Origin of the sequence: Halomonas denitrificans (assembly GCF_003056305.1) — a bacterium.
GTDB lineage: Bacteria > Pseudomonadota > Gammaproteobacteria > Pseudomonadales > Halomonadaceae > Halomonas > Halomonas denitrificans.
Genome location: NZ_PYVX01000002.1, coordinates 428,492 through 447,735, shown reverse-complemented (window position 1 = coordinate 447,735; position 19,244 = coordinate 428,492). Strand labels below are relative to the sequence as shown.

At 72.5% G+C, this 19,244-nt stretch carries 21 protein-coding genes; 12 read left to right on the top strand and 9 right to left on the bottom strand.

What is annotated here, in order from left to right; all coding sequences use genetic code 11:
- Positions 1–24: 24 nt before the first annotated feature.
- Together C9F13_RS08190 and C9F13_RS08185 are read right to left on the bottom strand one after the other, a co-directional pair.
- The gene (locus C9F13_RS08190; protein WP_108445742.1) at positions 25–1,518 is read right to left on the bottom strand and encodes an NfeD family protein; all 1,494 of its coding nucleotides are present in this window, start codon (positions 1,516–1,518) and stop codon (positions 25–27) included.
- A 59-nt stretch (positions 1,519–1,577) separates the two neighbouring features.
- Positions 1,578–1,892, bottom strand: coding sequence for a putative quinol monooxygenase (locus tag C9F13_RS08185; RefSeq protein ID WP_108445741.1), 315 nt, complete (start codon positions 1,890–1,892; stop codon positions 1,578–1,580).
- A 101-nt stretch (positions 1,893–1,993) separates the two neighbouring features.
- Between C9F13_RS08185 and C9F13_RS08180 the strand changes: the two genes are divergently transcribed.
- The gene (locus C9F13_RS08180; protein ID WP_108445740.1) at positions 1,994–2,398 is read left to right on the top strand and encodes a VOC family protein; all 405 of its coding nucleotides are present in this window, start codon (positions 1,994–1,996) and stop codon (positions 2,396–2,398) included.
- A gap of 166 nt (positions 2,399–2,564) precedes the next feature.
- Here the strand turns inward: C9F13_RS08180 and C9F13_RS08175 are convergent, their stop codons facing one another.
- Positions 2,565–3,245: a hypothetical protein gene (locus C9F13_RS08175; RefSeq protein WP_108445739.1), complete on the bottom strand. Its 681-nt coding sequence runs from the start codon at positions 3,243–3,245 to the stop codon at positions 2,565–2,567.
- A 233-nt stretch (positions 3,246–3,478) separates the two neighbouring features.
- On the opposite strand from C9F13_RS08175, the gene C9F13_RS08170 reads away from it, so the two are divergent.
- The 9 genes from C9F13_RS08170 to C9F13_RS08130 all read left to right on the top strand — a co-directional run bounded on the left by C9F13_RS08170 (position 3,479) and on the right by C9F13_RS08130 (position 11,282).
- Complete coding sequence (locus C9F13_RS08170; protein ID WP_108445738.1) at positions 3,479–4,567, top strand: aminoglycoside phosphotransferase family protein; 1,089 nt, start codon at positions 3,479–3,481, stop codon at positions 4,565–4,567.
- Between the two features lie 55 nt (positions 4,568–4,622).
- A complete protein-coding gene (locus tag C9F13_RS08165; RefSeq protein WP_108445737.1) occupies positions 4,623–5,849 on the top strand; it encodes an ABC transporter substrate-binding protein in 1,227 nt (408 codons plus the stop codon).
- A 43-nt stretch (positions 5,850–5,892) separates the two neighbouring features.
- Complete coding sequence (locus C9F13_RS08160) at positions 5,893–7,572, top strand: ABC transporter permease (RefSeq protein ID WP_108445990.1); 1,680 nt, start codon at positions 5,893–5,895, stop codon at positions 7,570–7,572.
- Positions 7,569–8,213, top strand: coding sequence for an ATP-binding cassette domain-containing protein (locus C9F13_RS08155; RefSeq protein ID WP_211310933.1), 645 nt, complete (start codon positions 7,569–7,571; stop codon positions 8,211–8,213). The genes C9F13_RS08160 and C9F13_RS08155 overlap by 4 nt, the downstream gene beginning before the upstream one ends.
- A 36-nt stretch (positions 8,214–8,249) precedes the next feature.
- Positions 8,250–8,942: a TIGR04283 family arsenosugar biosynthesis glycosyltransferase gene (locus C9F13_RS08150; protein ID WP_108445735.1), complete on the top strand. Its 693-nt coding sequence runs from the start codon at positions 8,250–8,252 to the stop codon at positions 8,940–8,942.
- Complete coding sequence (locus C9F13_RS08145) at positions 8,932–9,594, top strand: TIGR04282 family arsenosugar biosynthesis glycosyltransferase (RefSeq protein WP_108445734.1); 663 nt, start codon at positions 8,932–8,934, stop codon at positions 9,592–9,594. The genes C9F13_RS08150 and C9F13_RS08145 overlap by 11 nt, the downstream gene beginning before the upstream one ends.
- Before the next feature lie 170 nt (positions 9,595–9,764).
- Positions 9,765–10,343: a sigma-70 family RNA polymerase sigma factor gene (locus C9F13_RS08140; RefSeq protein WP_108445733.1), complete on the top strand. Its 579-nt coding sequence runs from the start codon at positions 9,765–9,767 to the stop codon at positions 10,341–10,343.
- Positions 10,340–10,543, top strand: a complete 204-nt coding sequence (locus C9F13_RS08135) for a zf-HC2 domain-containing protein (protein ID WP_108445732.1) — start codon at positions 10,340–10,342, stop codon at positions 10,541–10,543. The genes C9F13_RS08140 and C9F13_RS08135 overlap by 4 nt, the downstream gene beginning before the upstream one ends.
- 49 nt (positions 10,544–10,592) lie before the next feature.
- Positions 10,593–11,282, top strand: a complete 690-nt coding sequence (locus C9F13_RS08130) for a DUF3047 domain-containing protein (protein ID WP_245888734.1) — start codon at positions 10,593–10,595, stop codon at positions 11,280–11,282.
- 45 nt (positions 11,283–11,327) lie between these two features.
- On the opposite strand, the gene C9F13_RS08125 is transcribed toward C9F13_RS08130, so the two are convergent.
- From C9F13_RS08125 to C9F13_RS08120, 3 genes are all read right to left on the bottom strand, one after another.
- Positions 11,328–11,939: a DinB family protein gene (locus tag C9F13_RS08125; protein ID WP_108445730.1), complete on the bottom strand. Its 612-nt coding sequence runs from the start codon at positions 11,937–11,939 to the stop codon at positions 11,328–11,330.
- A 109-nt stretch (positions 11,940–12,048) separates the two neighbouring features.
- The gene (locus C9F13_RS17490; protein ID WP_157955183.1) at positions 12,049–12,318 is read right to left on the bottom strand and encodes a hypothetical protein; all 270 of its coding nucleotides are present in this window, start codon (positions 12,316–12,318) and stop codon (positions 12,049–12,051) included.
- Between the two features lie 169 nt (positions 12,319–12,487).
- A complete protein-coding gene (locus C9F13_RS08120; protein ID WP_108445729.1) occupies positions 12,488–14,890 on the bottom strand; it encodes a PqqD family peptide modification chaperone in 2,403 nt (800 codons plus the stop codon).
- Between the two features lie 129 nt (positions 14,891–15,019).
- On the opposite strand from C9F13_RS08120, the gene C9F13_RS08115 reads away from it, so the two are divergent.
- The gene (locus C9F13_RS08115; RefSeq protein WP_108445728.1) at positions 15,020–15,637 is read left to right on the top strand and encodes a TetR/AcrR family transcriptional regulator; all 618 of its coding nucleotides are present in this window, start codon (positions 15,020–15,022) and stop codon (positions 15,635–15,637) included.
- Between the two features lie 109 nt (positions 15,638–15,746).
- Positions 15,747–16,316, top strand: a complete 570-nt coding sequence (locus C9F13_RS08110; RefSeq protein WP_108445727.1) for a carboxymuconolactone decarboxylase family protein — start codon at positions 15,747–15,749, stop codon at positions 16,314–16,316.
- 103 nt (positions 16,317–16,419) lie between these two features.
- Here C9F13_RS08110 and C9F13_RS08105 read toward each other — a convergent pair whose 3' ends face one another.
- From C9F13_RS08105 to eutB, 3 genes are all read right to left on the bottom strand, one after another.
- A complete protein-coding gene (locus tag C9F13_RS08105) occupies positions 16,420–17,103 on the bottom strand; it encodes a haloacid dehalogenase type II (RefSeq protein ID WP_108445726.1) in 684 nt (227 codons plus the stop codon).
- Positions 17,104–17,179: 76 nt separating this feature from the next.
- On the bottom strand, positions 17,180–18,127 hold the full coding sequence (locus C9F13_RS08100) for a cyclodeaminase (protein ID WP_108445725.1): 948 nt from the start codon (positions 18,125–18,127) through the stop codon (positions 17,180–17,182).
- A gap of 74 nt (positions 18,128–18,201) precedes the next feature.
- Complete coding sequence (gene eutB, locus C9F13_RS08095) at positions 18,202–19,194, bottom strand: hydroxyectoine utilization dehydratase EutB (RefSeq protein WP_108445724.1); 993 nt, start codon at positions 19,192–19,194, stop codon at positions 18,202–18,204.
- Positions 19,195–19,244: the final 50 nt, after the last annotated feature.

Below are 19,244 nucleotides of genomic sequence, written 5' to 3'. Positions count from 1 at the left end.
ATCATCGACCGTGCCGAGCGGGCCTCAGGACGACGAGGCCAGCGGTTCGACCTCCAGGGTCAGGCCGTCGACCGCGGTGACGCGGACCGACTGCCCCCGGGCGAGCGGTTCAGGGCTGCGCGCCCGCCAGCGCTCGCCCATCAGGCGCACGTGGCCCTGGCCGGAGAAGTCCTCGAGGACCAGCGCCTCGCTGCCGACCAGCTCCTCCTGGCCGGTGCGCGGCGGGCGACGCCGCAGGCCGATGAAGCGGGTCATGACCCACAGCATCAGGCCCGCCGCGAGCAGCGCGATGCCGCCGATCATCGGCAGCGAGATGTTCAGGGTGTCCGCGTCCATCAGTATCACCGATCCGATCACGAAGGCGACGATGCCGCCGATGCCGAGAATGCCGAAACTGGGCATCAGCGCCTCGCCCACGATCAGCCCCAGGCCCACCAGGATCAGCGCCAGCCCCGCGTAGTTGACCGGCAGCACCTGGAAGGCGAACAGCGCCAGCAGCAGCGAGATGATGCCGATGGTGCCCGGCACCAGGCTGCCCGGATTGGAGAGTTCGAAGATCAACCCGTAGAAGCCGATGATCATCAGGAAGTAGGCGACGTTGGGGTTGGTGATCACCGCCAGCAGCCGGGTGCGCCAGTCGGGATCGAAGCGCTCGATGGTGAGGTTCGCGGTGGACAGGGTACGCTCGCCGTCGTCCATCACCACGGTGCGGCCGTCGAGCTGGGCGAGCAGGTCGTTCAGGTCGCTCGCCACCACCTCGATGACATTCTGCTCGAGGGCCTCCCGGGCGGTGAGGTTGACCGCCTCGCGCACCGCCTGCTCGGCCCAGTCGGCGTTGCGGCCGTGGCGCTCGGCCAGCGAGCGGATGTAGGCGACGGCATCCTCCAGCACCTTGCGCTCCATGGCCGTCTCGCCGCGGCGCTTGGCGGACGCCGGATCGCCCTGCTCCACGGCCGCCTCGTCCGTCGCGTCTGCACTCGCCTCGCTCTCGGTCGCCTCCCCGTCGACGGCGTCCGGCGCGCGCTCCTGCGTCTCCGGGTCGCTCTCGGGTTCGGGCTCGCCGAGGCCCGGCAGGCCGCCGCCCCCGCCGAGCTGCACGGGGGTGGCCGAACCGAGGTGGGTGGCCGGCGCCATGGCCGCCACGTGGCTGGCGTAGAGCAGGTAGGTGCCGGCGCTGGCGGCCCGGGCCCCCGCCGGCGAGACGTAGAGGGCGACCGGCACGGGGGAGGCGAGCATGGCGCGGATCATCGCGCGCATCGAGGCGTCGAGCCCGCCGGGGGTGTCCATCTGCACCACGACGAGTTCGGCGTCGCGCTCCTGGGCCACTGCCAGGCCCCGCCGGAAGTAGTCGTCGATCGCCGGCCCGATGGCGTCGTCGATGGTCATCGCCAGGGCCAGCCCCGCCTGCGGCGAGGCCTTCTGGGCCTGGGCCTGCCAGGCGAACAGGGCACCCAGCGCCAGGCACAGCACGCTCAGCCAGAGCAGGACGCGACGCTTGGCATCCGGTCGATTCGGCATCGTGCCCCCTCGCCTCGGCATATCAGATTATCCCTATGATGCTGGCCGAGGGGATTCGTTCAGGCCTCGCCGCGCGCCCCGGGATTCGTCGCCAGCACGTCGGCGCGAATCACCGACTGCTCGGCGATCAGCTCGTTGACCACCGCCCGGCTGGCCCGGTAGTGCGCGGTCTCCTTGTGGGCCGCCAGGGCCTCTCGGTCGACGTAGATCTCGTAGAGGTGGAAGAGGTCCGGGGTGTCGCGATCCTCGATCACGTCGAAGACCAGGCAGCCCGGCTCGTCGCGCACCGAGGCCTCGGCGTTGGGCAGCATGGCCTCGAGGAAGCGCTCCCGGGTGCCGGGCTTCAGGCGGGTCTGGACGATGATGCAGTACATGGCAGGCTCTCGTGAGTGGTGGACAAGGGTTGTGGAATGAACGCATTTATGGAAACATTTTCCAATATATTCATTAACCCCCGCCCCGTCGAGGAGGTCCCATGCAACGCCCCGCCCCGTTCAACGGCATGCGCCATATCGCCCTGCAGGTCCAGGACCTCGAGGCCTGCGAACGCTTCTACGTGGACGTGCTGGGCCTCTCGGTGCTGCGCCGGGCCCACGAGGACCTGGTCTACCTGACGCTGGGCAACGACAACGTCTCGCTCTCCCGCGCCAAGGGACCCACCGGCGACGATCCCCAGCGCCTCGACCACTTCGGCTTCGTGGTCGACGCCCGCGAGGACGTGGACGCCTGGGAGGCGTTCCTGCGTGACCAGGGCGTCGAGGTGACCCGCGGCGCCCACGACCATGGCGACGGCGGGCGCAGCCTCTACTGCAAGGACCCGGACGGTAACAGCGTCCAGCCGCTCTACCACCCGAGCGTCTCCGGCCAGCGCCTGGCCTGAGACCGATGCGCACGACGGCGGCGACGAGCCGCCGACTCCCCGAGCATGTCCTTCATGCTGACTCGTTTGGCGCCACCGACCACGGTGGCGCCCTTTTTCGTCGCCACGGCCCATGGCCCGGTGAACCGGCGGCGCGGATGGCCCGGGATGCGATGGATCGTCGCGCTCAGAGGTCGTGGGGCTCGCCGGCCACGCGCCGCTGCACCTCCACCACGTAGGCCGCCAGCGCGGTCAGCTCCTCGCCGCCCCACTCGAGCGGCTCGGCGGCCATCGGGGCGACCATGCAGATCTGCACCATCTCGTCGGCGTGGACCTCTTCCATGCCGAAGCGGTTGGCGGCCATCGCCACCCGGTGGGGAAAGGGCTGCTGGAAGGTCGCCTGATAGCCGGAGTCCTGCCCGTCGCTGCCGTGGCAGCTCGCGCAGGCCAGGCCGTTGCTGCTCAGGGAGGTGTCGTAATAGAGCGCCTCGCCCCGGGCCAGCATCTCCGCGGGATTGTCGCCGCGCTCGCTGTAGGCCGGCACGTAGCCCTCGGGCCTGGCGACCGCGGAGGCGCCTCCCTCGGCTTCGACTTCGGCTTCGGATTCACCCTCGGCTTCTGCTTCGCCCTCGCCCTCTGCTTCGGCTTCGGCTTCTGCTTCGGCCTCACCCTCCGCCTCGGCGTGATAGCTGGCCAGCAGCAGGGGCGCTTCGTCCGCAGTGGAGAAAGCCGCCGCGGCCGAATCATTGCCCGGGGCTGCGTGGAGTGCGGCGCCGCCCGCCACCAGCACCAGCAGCGGGGCCGTGTAGGCCAGTTGACGCCGCAGGCGGCCGAGCAGCCTGCGGCGTTGTTCGTCGTGCTGTGACATGATCTCACCCTCCGTTGTGCGTTGTGCTTATTTGAGACGCGGCGCGACGCCGACGATGCCGGCGCGCTCCCGTTGTGTCGCCCCGGGCCGCGCGGGCTTACAGCCGCGCCGCTTTCGGGCACCCGGAGCGCGGCGCAGGGCCGTTCGCGCCAAGGCACGTACCAGGAGGCGCGTGTAAGGAGACGCGCCCCCGTGCGACCATCGATGACTATCGTCCCCGAACAAGGAGCGTCATGCCGGACACCGCCTCTCGCCCCGACACGCCGCGGGCCCCGTCGACCCTCTGCGACCCGCTGGCCGCGGCGCTGGCCCGCGCCGGCCTCGACGCGGGCATCGCGGCCCTGCACCCGATGGCCGACACGGGCCTCGCCCACCATCACCTGTGGCTCGAGCGGGAGGACGACGACTGGGTGGCGCGACTGCCGAAGCAGAGCCAGATGCGCCTCGACCCCGCGGCCAACCTCGCCTACCAGGCGGCCTGCTTCACCCGCGCCAGCCGGGGCGGCCACGCTCCCGCGCTGCACGGCCTGCTGCCGCCCGGCCCGGAGCTGCCCCGCGGCGGACTGCTGGTCGACGCCATCCACGGCCGCCCGGCGCGCCTGCCCGAGGACCTGCCCCGCCTCGCCGAGGCGCTGGCGAGCCTGCACACGCTGGCGGTGCCGGCGGCCGCGGCCCGTGCGCCGCTGCTCTCCCCTGCCGATCCCTGGGCGGCGATGCGCGAGGAGGTGGGCGAGCAGGCGCGTTTCCTCGACCAGGCCGAGCTGGATGACGCGGCCCGCGGCCTGATCGAGGGCGAGCTGGCCGCCCTGCCCCGCCAGCTGCCGCCCGGGCCCGTCGCCGAGCCCCGGCTGATCAGCTTCGATGCCCACCCCGGCAACTTCCTGGTCACCGAGGATGGTCGTGCGGTGCTGGTGGACCTGGAGAAGTGCCGGTACGGCCTGGTCGGCTTCGACCTGGCCCACGCCAGCCTCTACACCTCCACCACCTGGGATCTCCACAGCCGCGCCGAGCTGACGCCCGACGAGGTGGCCGCCTTCTACCGCCACTGGCTCGAGGCCACGGGCCTCGCGGGCGAGGTCGAGACCCTGCTGGCGTGCCGGCGCGCCATGTGGCTCTGGTCGCTGACCTGGTGCGCCAAGTGGCGCGCCAGCCACCGGCGGGAACAGGATGCGCAGCGCCGCGGCGAGGACTGGTCCGCGACGCTGAGCGACGACGCCCTGATCGCCCACGTGCGCGAGCGCGTCGACCACTACCTCTCAGTGGCCGCCATCGAGCACGTGCGCCGCGAGCATCGCGAACTGCATCGCCTGCTCACGCCCTGACACTCCCGGCCCCTTGATCACGCCCCTGACCACCTTCACCACGAGGAACCCCACGATGCGCGCACTCTCCCCTCGGCAAATCCCCCGGCTCGCCGCCCTGCTGCCGGCCCTGCTGACCAGCATGGGCCTGTCGGCCGCCCCCGACCCGGCCGACTGGCCGGCCGTGCTCGAGGAGGCCCGCGGCCAGACGGTCTACTGGTACGCCTGGGCCGGCGACCAGCGCACCAATGACTTCATCGACTGGGTGGCCGGGCGCGTCGACGCGCGCTTCGGCATCGCCCTCGAGCACGTCAAGGTCGGCAATACCGCCGAGGCGGTCTCCCGGGTGCTGGCGGAGAAGCAGGCCGGCAACGACAGCGCCGGCAACGTCGACCTGATCTGGATCAACGGCGAGAACTTCGCCGCCATGAAGGAGAGCGACCTGCTGTTCGGCCCCTTCGCCCCCGCGCTGCCGAACTTCGCCCTGACCCGCCCGGCGGACAATCCCGAGGTGGTCACCGACTTCACCCTGCCCACCGAGGGCTACGAGTCCCCCTGGGGCCGGGCGCAGATCACCTACTACTACGATAGCGACGTGATCGAGACCCCGCCCCAAGACACCGAGGCGCTGCTCGCCTGGGCAAAGGCCAACCCGGGGCGCTTCACCTACCCGCGGATTCCCGACTTCACCGGCAGCACCTTCCTCAAGCAGGCGCTGATCGAGCTCACCGACCGGGACGAGGCGCTCTACGCGCAGGTCGAGGAGAGCGACTTCGCCGCCGTCACCGCCCCACTGTGGGACTACCTGGACGCCCTGCACCCCCACCTGTGGCGCAGCGGTCGCCAGTTCCCCGCCAGCGGCCCCGAGATGCGCAGCCTGATGGGCGACGGCGCGCTGTCACTGGCCTTCACCTTCATCCCCTCGGAGCCGGCCGCGGCGGTAGCCGACTACGAGCTGCCCCCGAGCACCCGCAGCTACGTGCCGGCAAGCGGCACCCTCGGCAACGTGCACTTCGTCGCCATCCCCTACAACTCGCCCCACAAGGCCGGCGCCATGGTGGTCGCCGACTACCTGCTCTCCCCGGAGGCCCAGGCGACCAAGCAGGACCTCGACGTCTGGGGCGATCGCACCGTGCTCGACGTCGCTCAGCTGCCGGCGGACGACCAGGCGCTCTTCGCGCTGGACCAGGCGAACCCGGCGATGCTGCCGGCGGGCGCCCTCGAGCGCACCCTACCCGAGCCGCACCCCAGCTGGATGACGGCGCTGCAGGACGCCTGGCAGGCGCGCTACGTGGGGCAATGATGGCCAGCGCCTCCGACGCGGGCGAGGCGGGGCCGGCCCGATGATGCTGCGCCTCGCCCCCGCGCTGATCGTCACCCTGCTGGTCGCGCCCATCCTGGCGGGCCTCGTCATGGCCCTGCTGCCGGCCTTCGGCTACCTGCCGGCACTCGGCGGCGAGAGCCTCTCGCTGGCCCCCTGGCGGGCGCTGGCCGCCCAGCCGGGCATCGGCCGCTCGGTCGCCATCAGTTTCGCCAGCGGCCTCATCGCCACCGCCCTGTCGCTCGCCGTGGTGCTGCTCTACCTGGCCGCGGCGAGCGGCAGCCGGCTCGATCGCTGGATCCGCCGGCTGGTCTCGCCGCTGCTCTCCATTCCCCACGCCGCCGCGGCCTTCGGGCTGGCCTTCTTGATCGCCCCCACGGGGCTGCTCGCGCGGCTGGCGTCGCCGGCGCTGACCGGCTGGGAGCGCCCGCCGGACCTGCTGATCGTCCAGGATCCCTGGGGACTCTCGCTGATCGCGGGGCTGGTCATCAAGGAGGTGCCCTTCCTGCTGCTGATGAGCCTGGCGGCGCTGCCCCAGCTCGACGCCGAGCGCCGCGTGGCCATGGCCCGCTCGCTGGGCTACCGCCCCGCCATCGCCTGGCTCAAGGTGGTGGCGCCGGCCCTCTACCCGCTGATCCGCCTGCCGGTGTTCGCGGTGATCGCCTACGCCTCCTCGGTGGTGGACGTGGCGATGATCCTCGGCCCGACCCTACCGCCGACGCTGGCCGTCTCGATCCTGACCTGGTTCAGCGACCCCGACCTCGACCAGCGCTTTTTGGCCTCGGCCGGCGCGATCCTGCAGCTCGGCGTCACCGCCGCGGCCCTCTTTACCTGGTGGGGGCTGGAGCGGCTCATGGCCAGGCTGATGAAGGCCTGGATCGCCCGAGGCGAGCGACGCCGCGGCGAGGCGGGCCTGCGCCTCGCCGGCAGGCTGCCGATCCTGCTCGCCACGGGTGTCGCCTTCGCCGGGCTCGGCGGCCTGGCGATCTACTCGGTGGCCGGGTTCTGGCGCTTTCCCGACGCCCTGCCCCGGAGCATGACGCCGGATCACTGGGCCCAGGCGCTACCCGCCCTCGGCGGGCCCCTCGCCTCGACGGCGCTGATCGCGCTGGGTTCGACCCTGCTCGCCGCGTTGCTGGTGCTGGCGGCCCTAGAGAACGAGCAGCGCACCGGGCGCACCGCCTCGAAGGCGCTGTGGCTGCTCTACCTGCCGCTGATCGTGCCGCAGATCGCCTTCCTGTTCGGCCTGGTGGTGGTGATGGAACAGCTCGGCACCCGGCCAACCCACGGCCTGATCGTCTTCGGCCACCTGCTGTTCGTGCTGCCCTACGTCTTCCTGTCGCTCTCGGAGGCCTACCGGCGGATCGACCCGCGCTGGACCCGGCTCGCCCTGACCCTCGGCGCCTCGCGCAACGCCGTCTTCTGGCGGGTCCGGCTGCCGATGCTGCTGGCTCCGCTGCTCACCGCCTGCGCGGTGGGCCTGGCGGTGAGCATCGGCCAGTACCTGCCCACCCAGCTGCTGGGCGCGGGACGGGTGACCACCGTCACCACCGAGGCGGTCTCGCTGGCCGCCGGCGGCAACCGGCGGGTGATCGGGGTCTGGGCGCTGGTCCAGGCCTGCCTGCCGCTCGCGGGCTTCGCGATCGCCATCGGCCTGCCGAAGCTGCTATGGTCCAACCGCCGCGGCATGCAGGGAGCCCCATGACCACGCCCCATCGACTCGAACTTCGCGACGTCAGTATCCGCCTGGGCGACACGCCCCTGGTCGAACTCGACGCCGAGATCGCCCCGGGCGAGGTGCTCACCGTCATGGGCCCCTCCGGCGCGGGAAAGTCGACCCTGCTGGCCTTCCTGGCCGGCTTCCTGGCGCCCGAGTTCGTGGCCTCGGGCCGCATCCTGCTGGACGGCCGCGACCTCACCGCCCTGCCCGCCGAGCGTCGCGGCCTCGGCCTGCTGTTCCAGGATCCGCTGCTCTTTCCCCATCTCTCGGTGGCCGGCAACCTGCGCTTCGGCCTGCCCCGCGCCGCCGATGACAGGGCCGCCCGGGTCGAGCAGGCGCTCGCGCACATTGGGCTTGCCGGCTTCGGCGAGCGCGACCCGGCCACGCTCTCCGGCGGCCAGCAGGCGCGGGTGGCGCTGATGCGCCTGCTGCTCTCGGCGCCCTGCGCGGTGCTGCTCGACGAGCCCTTCTCCAAGCTCGACACCCACCTGCGCCAGGCGATGCGCCGGCTGGTCTTCGAGCACCTGCGCGAGGCCGGCCTGCCGAGCCTGCTGGTAACCCACGACCGCGAGGACGCCGAGGCGGCCGGCGGGCGGGTGATCGAACTCTCGCCCGGCGGCCGGTGACGCGATGCCATACCGCCCCCTCCGTGGAGACACGCGATGTCGACCCCGCCGCGGCTGAGCATCATCCTCCCAACGCTGAACGAGGCCGCTATCATCGAGGCGACCCTGACCCACCTGCAGGCGGCAAAGGCGGGCGGCGCGGAGGTCCTGGTGGTCGACGGCGGCAGCCACGACGACACGCGGAGCCGGGCCACCGGGCTGGCCACGCGGGTGATCGAGAGCGCGCCGGGCCGCGCCCGGCAGATGAATGCCGGCGCCCGCGCGGCCCGCGGCCGGTGGCTGCTGTTCCTGCATGCCGACACGCGCCTGCCGCCGGGGGCCGAGCACGCGATCGCCGCGGCGCTGGCCGAGGGGCGCGACTGGGGGCGCTTCGACGTGCGGCTGGCCGGGCGTCATCCGCTGCTGCCCGTGATCGCCTTCGCCATGAACCGTCGCTCGCGCTGGACGGGCATCGCCACCGGCGACCAGGCCCTGTTCATGACCCGTGAGGCCTTCGCGGCCGCGGGCGGCTTCCCCGAGCAGCCGCTGATGGAGGACATCGAGATGTCGCGACGGCTCAAGCGGATCTCGAGGCCGGCCTGCCTGCGCACGATGGTAACGACCTCGGGGCGACGCTGGGAGCAGGGCGGCGTCTTTCGCACCATGCTGCTGATGTGGCGGCTGCGCTGGTGCTACTGGCGCGGCGCCTCGCCCGACGACCTGGCCCGGGCCTATCGCCATGTGCGCTGACGCCCGCGACTTTCCCCTGGCGATACTGGCCAAGGCGCCGGTTCCCGGCCGCGCCAAGACGCGGCTGATCCCGGCGCTCGGCGCCGAGGGCGCCAGCCGACTCCACGCGCGGCTGCTGCGCCACGCCGTCGCCACCGCCCTGGCGGCGACCTCGCCTGCGCGCATCACCCTGTGGACGGCGCTCGAGCACGACCACCCGCTGTTCCGGGAGCTGGCCGAGCGCCACGGCATCGCGCTGCGCGCCCAGCCCGAGGGGGATCTCGGCACGCGCATGCATGAGGCCCTCGCGGCCATGGACGCGCCGGGGCTTGTAATCGGCAGCGACTGCCCGGCGCTGACCCCGGCGCTGCTGCGACGCTGTGCGGCGGCGCTGATGGATGCCGACGGCGTCTTCCTGCCGGTCGAGGACGGCGGCTACGCGCTGGTCGGCGTCCGGCGCGCCGAGCCCGAGCTGTTTCGTGGCGTCGACTGGGGCACGGATCGCGTCATGGCCCAGACCCGTGAGCGCGCCGCGGCGCTGGGCTGGCGGCTGGCCTGCCCGGCGCGGCTCTGGGACGTCGACCGCCCCGAGGATCTCGCCCGGCTGGCCCGCCTGGGCGAGGCACTCGGCGTCGACTTCCTCGCGCCTCGGCGCGAGGAACGTCCCGATTAGCCTCTCGCCGAGCGCCTGGAGGGAAGAAGGCGAGGCCTCGCCGTCGCGAATCCTGTAAGGAAGGCCGGCGAGCCGCGACCCAGCAGAGCCTCCTTCCCCGGCGGTAGCCCCCAACTGCTAGACTCATCCCGCATCATGAACAACCACGACGGCGGGCAGGGGACTCCTCGATGGACGACAAGGCACACAGGCAGGAGCGGCTGGCGGCGGTGAGGCCGCGGCTGGTCTCCTTCGCCCTCATGCACCTGCGGGATCGCAGCCAGGCAGAGGATGCCGTTCAGGAGGCCATGGTGTCCGCCCTCGAGAAGCACGACAGTTTCGCCGGTCGCTCCGGCTACGAGACCTGGGTCTTCGGCATCCTCAAGTACAAGATCCTCGATGCCATGCGCGCCCAGAAGCGCCAGGGCCGCTGGCAGCCGCTGGCGGACGAGAACGACGACGAGGCGATCGACCGGCTGTTCCAGCAGAACGGCCGCTGGCAGCCGGAGGCGCGCCCCCAGAGCTGGGGAGAGCCGGAGGCCGCCTTCGAGAACGAACGCTTCTGGCAGGTCTTCGACGCCTGCATGATCGCCCTGCCGGACAGCGCCGCGCGGATCTTCTCCCTGCGCGAGCTGATGGGGCTCTCCACCGAGGAGATCTGCCGGGAGCTCGGCATCAAGGAGAACAACTGCTGGGTGATGCTGCATCGCGCCCGGCTGCGACTGCGCGCCTGCATCGAGCAGGGCTGGCTCGAGGGGGACGCCTCATGATGATGTGCAAGGAGGCGACCCGCCTGATGTCGCTGCGCCAGGACCGCCCCCTCACCTTCCAGGAGCGGCTCTCGCTGCGACTACACCTCGCCATGTGCGGCGCCTGTCGGGAGTGCGACCGGCAGTTCACGCTGCTCCACGGCGTCGGCCGGCGCTTCGGCCCCGCGGAGGACGACGAGCCCCCGGCCTCGTCGTCATGAGTCACCGGCGCGCGGCGTGGCCGCCGCCTCGATCTCGGGAGCGCCCCCCATGAGGCCTCGATCACCGCTGCTGTCCCGCCTGGCGATGCTGGCGGTGCTCTGTGCCGGCCCGCTGCTGCCCGGTGCCGGGGAGGTCCTTGCGGCCGAGGACCTGCACTTCTCGCCGGAGGAGATCCGCGGCTGGTCGACCCGCGTCTTCGCCGGCGAGACCGAGTACCGGGTCGTCGACCTGGAGGGCACCCGGGCGCTTCGGGCCCGCGCCCGCCGACGGGCCTCGGCGAAGTACCTGGAGCGCGAGATCGACCTTCGCGAGACGCCCTACCTGCAGTGGTGCTGGCGGGTCTCGGGGATTCACGAGGGGCTCGACGAGACGCGCAAGGCCGGCGACGACTACCCGGCCCGGGTCTACGTGGCCCGCCGGACGGGCCTGCTGCCCTGGCAGGTGGAGTCGGTGAACTATGTCTGGGCCTCGACCCAGCCGGCCGGCAGCGCCTGGCCCAACGCCTTCACCGACCGCGCCCGGCTGCTGGCATTACAGAGCGGCGACGCCCGGGTCGGCGAGTGGGTGGCGGAGGTGCGCGACGTCGGCGCGGACTATCGTCGCCTCTTCGGCAGCCGCCCGGACACCATCGACGGCCTGGCCCTGATGAGCGACGGCGACAACGCCGGCGTCGATGCCACGGCCTGGTTCACCCACCTCGCCTTCTCCGCCTCCCCCACGCCCCCCGACTGCCCCTGAGGCGCAAGGTCGACGGCGAGCAGCGCCGGTCGCCTTCGCGCCCGGTCAGGACGAGGCGGCAGCCGACGATGGGAGGGGTGCGCCACGTTCGGACTCCGCCTCCCGCCGCCAGTGGCGCAGGGTGGAGGGGTGCACGCCGAACGAGTCCGGCAGGGCGAGGCCGAGCTGCTCGGCCAGCAGGCCGATGATCGCCATGTGATGCACGGTGTGGCTGGTCAGGAAGGCCAGCTCACGGGCCAGGCTGGAGGCCAGGGCGAGGCGCGCCTCGTCGTCGGTGGCCGCGCCGGCGTCCAGGCCATAGCGCAGGGTCAGGCGCTCCGGCGCGGCCTGCGTCTCGAGGGACGCGAGCCAGGTCTCGAGGGCGGCCAGGCGCCGGGCGGCCTCGTCGGGCCGGGTCTCGAGGGCCGGGTCGCGCCGCCGCCGCTCGTAGTCGAGGGTCCGGGCGCCCGCCTCGAGACCGTCGATCAGCGCCTCGTAGTGATCGATGATATGGCGAACGTGCTTGCCGAGGGTGTGACGTCCCTGGACGCCGAAGACCCGTCGATAGGCCTCGGGGGCCAGGTCGTCGAGCAGGCGCCTCAGCTGGGCCAGCGCCTGCCGGTTCTCCTCGATGAGGCCCGGGGCGTGGCGTGATGGCAGGGATGCGGGTGTGGACATGGTGGCGCTCCTGTCGGGTCCGTGGCAGGCCCGTCCGAAGGCGGTGAGGCAGCCGGGGCCGTCACCCGGGGCGACGGCCCGGCCTCTCAGGGAAGGGGCGATGGCGAGATCACCCCTCGGCCTCGGCCTCGGCTTCGGCTTCACCCTCGGCTTCGCCTTCCGCTTCCCCCTCGGCCTCGGCGTGCGCCTCGGCCAGCATCAGGGACGCCTCCTGGCCGCTGGTGTAGCCGCCGACGGTCTCCGGCGTCGCGGCGGGCTCGCCGGCCACGGCCTGGAAGGCCGCGCCGCTCGCCACCAGCAGCAGCGCCGGTGCCGTGTAGCCGAGCTGTCGACCGAGCCGGCCCAGCAGGTGGCGACGTTTCTCGTCGTGCAGTGTCATGGTCATGACCTCCTCGATTGGCAATGTCGATCCGCAGCGTCGATACGCGCTCGACCTCCGCGTTCGAATCGCATGGCGACACGCCGTGCGTGTCGCCATGCCGCGGGCCGGCCAGGGGGCCGACCCCGTCATCGGCGTCGCCGCAGCGGCGCCGAATGCTCGGGCCCCGCTACTCCCCCGCCGCCGCGGCGCGGGGGACGGGGGCGTCGGGGGCAATGCTCTCGGCCAGCCAGGCGACCAGCGCCGCGCTCGACGGCGCCTCACTCTCCGTTTTCGAGTCGATCGCGACGGCGCCGAGGGCCAGGGTGGCGAGCCAGTCGCCCAGGGCCGCCACGCCCTGTCCCGTCAGCCGCTCCTCCCCGGCCAGGCAGTGCGGCAGCAGCGTGCCCAGCGCCTCCAGCATGGCGACCGGGGCCAGGGGCGTATCGCCGTGCGCGTCGCCCGCCAGCAGCACGCCGCGCAGGGTCACGTTCGCCGTGCGGGTCGACGCCGGCGCCGCGCCGGCCTTTTCCAAGGGCGAGTCCAAGGGCGCGTCCAGCAGCTCGGCCCGCGTCGGATCCGCGAGGTCCAGGCGCACGCCGCGGGTCAGCCGACCGCCGCCGGCCGCGCCCAGCCGCACTAGCAGGTCGCGGCGCGGCGCGCCCTCGGGGAACAGGCAGAGCACGCCGGTGCCGTCGGGCCCGACCAGCAGGGGCGCGTCGATCACCGGCCGGTCGGGACTCGCGACCCGGCGCAGCAGGTGGGCGGTCAGGGTGGGGACCAGCCGGTCCAGGGTCAGCCGCGCGGCAACCAGTCGATCGCCCTCGGCCAGCGCATAGCCCGCCGCCTCGCGCAGTACCCGAAGCCGCGGCCCCCCGCTCGCCGCCTCGCCGTCGAACGGCGCCAGCCGCGCGCCGAAGCCGGCCACGAGCCGCGCGATGGCCGGGGCACTCGCCACCTCCAGCGCCCACTCCTGCCCCGCCAGACGCAGCGCGAAGGCGTGCGGATCGGAGGGCGCCTCGGGCGCTTCGGCGGCCGGCGCGGTCGCGTCCGCGGCGTCCCCCTCGCCCGCCTGGCGGAGCAGGCCGACGCGGCACCAGTCGTGCAGGGTGGTCCAGACCTCCCGGCGCAGGCGCTCGTGAACGGTCGTGCGCTCGTTGCTGGCCTCCTTCGTGGCGCTCGCCAGCGCCTCGACGATGGCCTCGATGTCGAGCCCCTCGGTCGCCAGCAGCCAGATCAGCGCTGCCGTGTCGTTGGGCCGGTAGAGATCGCCGCGACGGGTGTCGTAGAGGGCGAGGCGCTCCCCGTCGACGATCTCCGCGACATGACGCCGCGCGAGGCGCGGGGCCGGCAGCGCCCGCCCTGCGAGCCCCGCGGCCAGCCGCCAGTCGGCCAGGCTCGGCAGCGTGAAACAGGGCAGATAACGCGCCGGCTCGGCGGCCGGCAGCAGCCGCTGGAAGCCGCCGGCGCGCGCCCGCTCCGCCTCGGCCTCGGCGAGGAGCGCCGCGGCCTCGTCCCGGCCCGCCTGCTGGCTCGCCGCCTGGCCGGGGATGTCGAGCAGCGTCACCAGGTCCCGGACCAGGCCCCCCTTGACGGCCTCCTCGACCCGCCCGCCCGACTCCGGGGCGGCGCAGATGCCGAGCGAGGGACTCAGGTTGCACTCGAGGATCCAGGGCGTGAGGGTGTCGTCCACCAGGCAGTCGAGCCCCAGCAGCTCGTAGCAGCCCCGCGGGTCGGCGCCGGCCTCGGCGGTGCGGGCGCGCATGGCGTCCACGGCGGAGATCGCGGTGAGCGCCACCAGGTCCTCGATGCGGGCGAAGAGGGCCGCGTCGTCGTGCCCCTGATCCCGGAGCCAGCGGCGGTAGCGGTCGAGATCGATGAACTCCACCGGCACCTCGGCGCGGTCGTTCAGGGCGTTGATGTCCGGGTTGGTCAGCTGGCTGAAGGGGTTGTCGGCATCGTCGGGGTCCCAGGGCTCCGAGGCCAGCTTGGCGAAGCCCTGGCGGTAGAGGTAGACCCGCAGCGGCGCCAGCGAGCTGATCAGCACGTAGAGGCGCAGCACGTACTTGTGGCCGCGGATGGTGTGGGGGTTGGCCAGGTACTCCTGCACCAGCCAGTCCCGGGCCAGGGGCGCCTCGGCGACGTCGCTGAGCACGCGCACGCCCTTGCCCTTGGAGGCGTTGGTGGGCTTGAGGATCCAGCGCTGCTCGGGACGCGACCGGGCGGCCTGCTGCAGCGCATGGTAGTCGTCGGGCATCACGTAGGCACGGGGAAAGAAGGCCAGGCGCCGGGCGAGGTCATGATCGGGCCCGTAGCTCTCGACAAGACGCTCGCGCAGGGCGGCGAGGCTCTCGTGCAAGCGACTCTTGACGGTGAGCGCCGCGTTGCCCGGGAAGTGGTTCATCCGGCGCGTCGGCGAGACCCGGCGGAACTGTCCGGCCTCCGGCATGCCGGTGACCCAGGCGGCGTCCCACTGCTGGGCGTCCCCCACCCGCCAGCCCAGGGGCTCTAGGGCCTCGCGGAAGAAGCGGTCCTGTTCCGCGGCACGCTTGCCGCCCAGCCAGAAACGTCTCGGCGAATGCTGCTCCGTCATGCTCGGATTCTCCTGTGCGGCCTCGGGGGGATGCCGTGGCGGTGAACGCTGGTCGCTCTGTCGTCGCGGCCCGGCGCTCCTTACAGCGATAGCAACCGCCGGGCGATCTGTCGCGCCTTGAATTATGGAATGATCGGTACTAAATTCACCGCCATGACACGAGGACGCCCCATCGCTTTCAGCCCCGACGAGGCCGCGAGCGCCGCCATGCAGGTCTTCTGGGCACGAGGCTACGACAGCGCCTCGACCCGCGACCTGCTTGAGGCCATGCGCCTGTCGCGCAGCAGCCTCTACCAGGCCTTCGGCAACAAGGAGCAGCTGTTCCTCGAGGCCCTGAGACGCTATCGCGCGTCGCTGCTCGGCCGGCTGGAACGCCGTCTGGCGGCGGCGCCCTCGGCCCTGGGCTTCCTGGAGGGCCTTTTCCGCGAGACGGCCGGCGAGGCCGGCGGCGAGCGCGCCGCCCTGGGTTGCCTGATCTTCAACTCGGCCAGCGAGCTCGGCCAGCGCGGCGATGCACCGTCGCAGGAGGCGCAGCAGAGCGTGGCCGCCATCACGGCGCTCTTCCGACTCGCCGTGGCGCGGGCGCAGGCCGAGGGCGACATCGCCCCCGAGCGAGACGCCGAGGCCCTGGCCGGCTACCTGACGATGGGCATGGCCGGGCTCAGGACCCTGCTGAAGAGCGGTGCGGACGCCGAGCAGGCCCGCCAGGCGGTGGAGCTGCTGCTCGACGGCCTGCGACGCCCGTGATCGGCAAGCCGCCGAGCCTCGCCCCTTGCCATTTCGGGAACGATCGATACAGAAATGGCGCGACACGCTCTGCGACACTCTCCCCATGACGATGAAGGAGGAAAGTCCCATGTCCACCGGCTACAAGCTGCAACTCCCTCCCCAGACCCTCGAGACCGCCGACGCCAAGGCGAGGCCGCTGCTCGAGCAGGCCAACGAGACGCTGGGCTTCGTTCCCAACATGTACGAGGGCATGGCGAAGGCGCCCGGCGTGCTTGACACCTACCTGCACGGCTATGAACGCTTCCGCGAGGACTCCGGCTTCGCCCCGCCCGAGCAGGAGGTGGTCTTTCTGACCATCAGCCGGCTCAACGGCTGCGGCTACTGCATGTCCGCCCACAGCATGCTGGCCGACAAGATGTCCCAGGTGCCGGCCGAGGTGCTGGAGGCGATCCGCCACGACCGGCCGATCCCCGACGCGCGCCTCGCGGCATTGGCCGCCTTCACCCAAGTGATGTTCGAGACCCGGGGCATGCCCGGCGAGGCGGACGTCGAGGCCTTCCTGGCGGCGGGCTTCGAGGAGCAGCACGTGCTGCAGATCGTCCTGGCGCTGGCCGTCAAGACGCTCTCCAACTACGCCAATCACGTCAACCAGCCGCCCGTCGACGAGGCCTTCGCCGACTACGCCTGGCAGGGCTGAGGCCGCCTGCACCTCGCGACGACGCCCTGGCCGGTCGATGCGGCCAGGGCGTCGTCGTGTCGGGCGTAGCTGCTCTGGATTTAACGGAGTGAGTCTTGCCGGCTCAGGCCAGCCGCTCGGCCAGGGCGTCGAGGTCGGGCACGGTGAGGTCGGGGTCGATGCCCCAGGGGTCGAAGGGCGCATCCGGGCTGCGCCGTACCCAGGCGGCATGCAGGCCGGCGTGGCGGGCGCCGATCACGTCGAAGGCGTTGCTGGAGATCAGCCAGGTATCGCCGGGCTCGCTCTCCAGGCGATAGCGCAGGTGGGCGTAGACCGCCGGGTCGGGCTTGAAGCGCTTGACCTCGTCGACGCTGACCACGTCGTCGAAGCACTCGCGAATACCGGCCTGCTCGAGCAGGCCCTCGACCGCCTCGCGGCCGCCGTTGGAGAAGGCCACACAGCTCATCCCCGCCGCGACGAGGCGCTCCAGCGCCGCCGCGGCCTCCGGGAAGGCCGGCAGGCGCGCATAGACGCCCATCAGGTGCTCCTTGTCGGTCTCCGAGAAGCGCGTCTGCAGGGCACGATCGGTGAACTCCAGCGCCTCGCGGGTGCAGCGGGCGAAGTCGACGTAGGCGCCCATCAGGCCGCGGCGGAAGCTGTACTCGAGCTGCTTGTCGCGCCAGCGCCGCGAGAACTCGGGCGCCAGGTCCGAGCGCTCCTGCACGGCGAGGCGCAGGGCGAGTTCGTCGACCACGCCGTGGGTATCGATCAGGGTCCCGTAGACGTCGAAGGCGAGTATCGTGGCCATCTCCTAGCTCCTTCCATCGGTGAAGGCTCCCAGCGTGCGCCAGGCGAGCCGTTGCGACAAGTCGGCGCGCCGGGTCTCAGCCGGCCGCGAGCCGCGACAGGGCGAAGCCCGCGATGGCGGTGTCCTGCACGCCGGTGCCGGTGAGGTCGCACACCGTCATCGTCGCCTTGGAGAGGCGCAGGCGCTGGCCCTCGGCGATCACCCGACCGAGCTCATGGACCTTGAAGGGCGCCTCGCCGCCGGCGAAGGCCTTGAGCTCTCCGTTGGCTTCGCTCTGGGCCCGGGTGTCGCAGACGAAGGCGTCGGCGCGGGTCAGCACCGAGGCGTCGAGCTCGCGCTTCTCGGGGCTGTCGGCTCCCATGGCGGTGACGTGCACGCCCTCCGGCAAATCCCGGGCGTGGAGCAGCGGCGTGCGCGAGGGGGTGGCGGTGACGACGATATCGGCCGCCGCGCAGGCGTTCGCCACCGCGTCGTGCACGGTCACCGCGAGCCCCGCGGCGCGCATCCGTTCGGCGTAAGCCTCGGCGCCCTCGCGGCGGCGCGCCCAGACGTCGACGGCGTCGATGTCGCGCACCAGCCGCAGCGCCTGGACCTGCTGCTCGGCCTGCTCCCCCGCGCCGAGCACCGCGACCCGGCGGCTGTCCGGGCGCGACAGGTGCTTCGCCGCGATGGCGCCGGCGAGGGCCGTGCGCACCCGGGTGAGGTAGCCCTCGTCGAAGAGCACCGCCTCCACCTGGCCGGTGCGGGCCGAGAACACCATCATCAGGCCGTTGAGGCTCGGCAGCCCCAGCCGCGGATTGTCGAAGAAGCCGGGGCTGACCTTGATGGCGAAGCGCTCGGCGCCGCGGATATGGGCGGTCTTGACGTCGACCTCGCCGTTGGCCTCCTCGATGGCCATGGAGAGGATCGGCGGCTGCACCACCTCGCCGCGACCCAGCGCCGCGAAGCCCGCCTCCACGGCGGCCAGCGCCGCCGGATCGATACCGACGGCCCGTTCGATGGCCTCGCGCTGGTAGAGCTGCATGGCAACCTCCATGAAAAGCTGTGGGCTTGCCTCCAGGAAGAGCTGAGGGCTTGCCTTCAGGAAACGCTGAGGGCTCAGCGTCCCGCCAGGGCCCGGGCGCGGTCAAGGGTGGCAAGCGACACCGCGTTGCCGGAGAGGATCAGCGCCACGCGCTGGCCGCGCACGTCGAGGCCGTGCTCGCTCAGCGCCGCGAGCCCCACCGCGGCGGCGCCCTCCACCAGCACCTTCTCGTGCTCGAGGAGCGTCACCATGGCATCGGCGATGGCGCGCTCCGAGACCTGGCAGTGGTCGTCCATCACCTCGCGCACCAGCGGCAGGGTGCAGCGGTTGTCCGCGCCGATGCCGCCGCCCAGCGAATCGCCCAGGCTCTCGACCTCCTCGACCGCCACGGGGCGGCCCGCCCGGAGGCTTTCCCACATGGCCGCGCCCCGGGAGAGGCTCACCCCGGTGACTCGGCAGGCGGGCCGGATCGCCTTCACCGCGGCGCCGATGCCGCCCAGCAGGCCACCGCCGGAGAGCCCGACGATGACCCGGTCGAGCGCCGGGCACTCCTCCATCAGCTCCAGGCCGATGGTGCCCTGCCCCGCCGCGACCAGGGGATCGTCGAAGGGCGGGATCAGCGTCATGCCGCGCTCGCGCACCAGCCGCTCGACCTCCTCGAAGGCCTCGTCCTGGCTGGCCCCGACGCGCCGTACCTCGGCGCCCAGCGCCTCGACGGCGGCGACCTTGTCAGGCGGTACCAGGCGCGACAGGCAGATCACCGCCGGCACGCCCTGGCGCGCCGCGGCGTAGGCCACCGCCCGGCCGTGGTTGCCGGTCGAGGCGGTCACCACCCCGGCCGCCAGGGCCTCGCGGCCGTGGCGCTCGATCAGCGCAGCGATCATGTTGGTGGCCCCTCGCAGCTTGAAGGCGCCGGTGGGCTGGTGGGTCTCGAGCTTGAGCAGGATCTCGGCGTCGAAGCGTGCCGAAAGCGCCGCGGAAGGCACCAGCGGCGTGCGCACCGCTTCGCCGGCGAGGCGCCGACGCGCCTGGTAGATTCGCTCCAGGGTGACACCGTGGTGGTGCATCGTGTTTCCTCCCCCGACAACGGCGTCGCCGCGGGCGAGCCCGCGGCGAC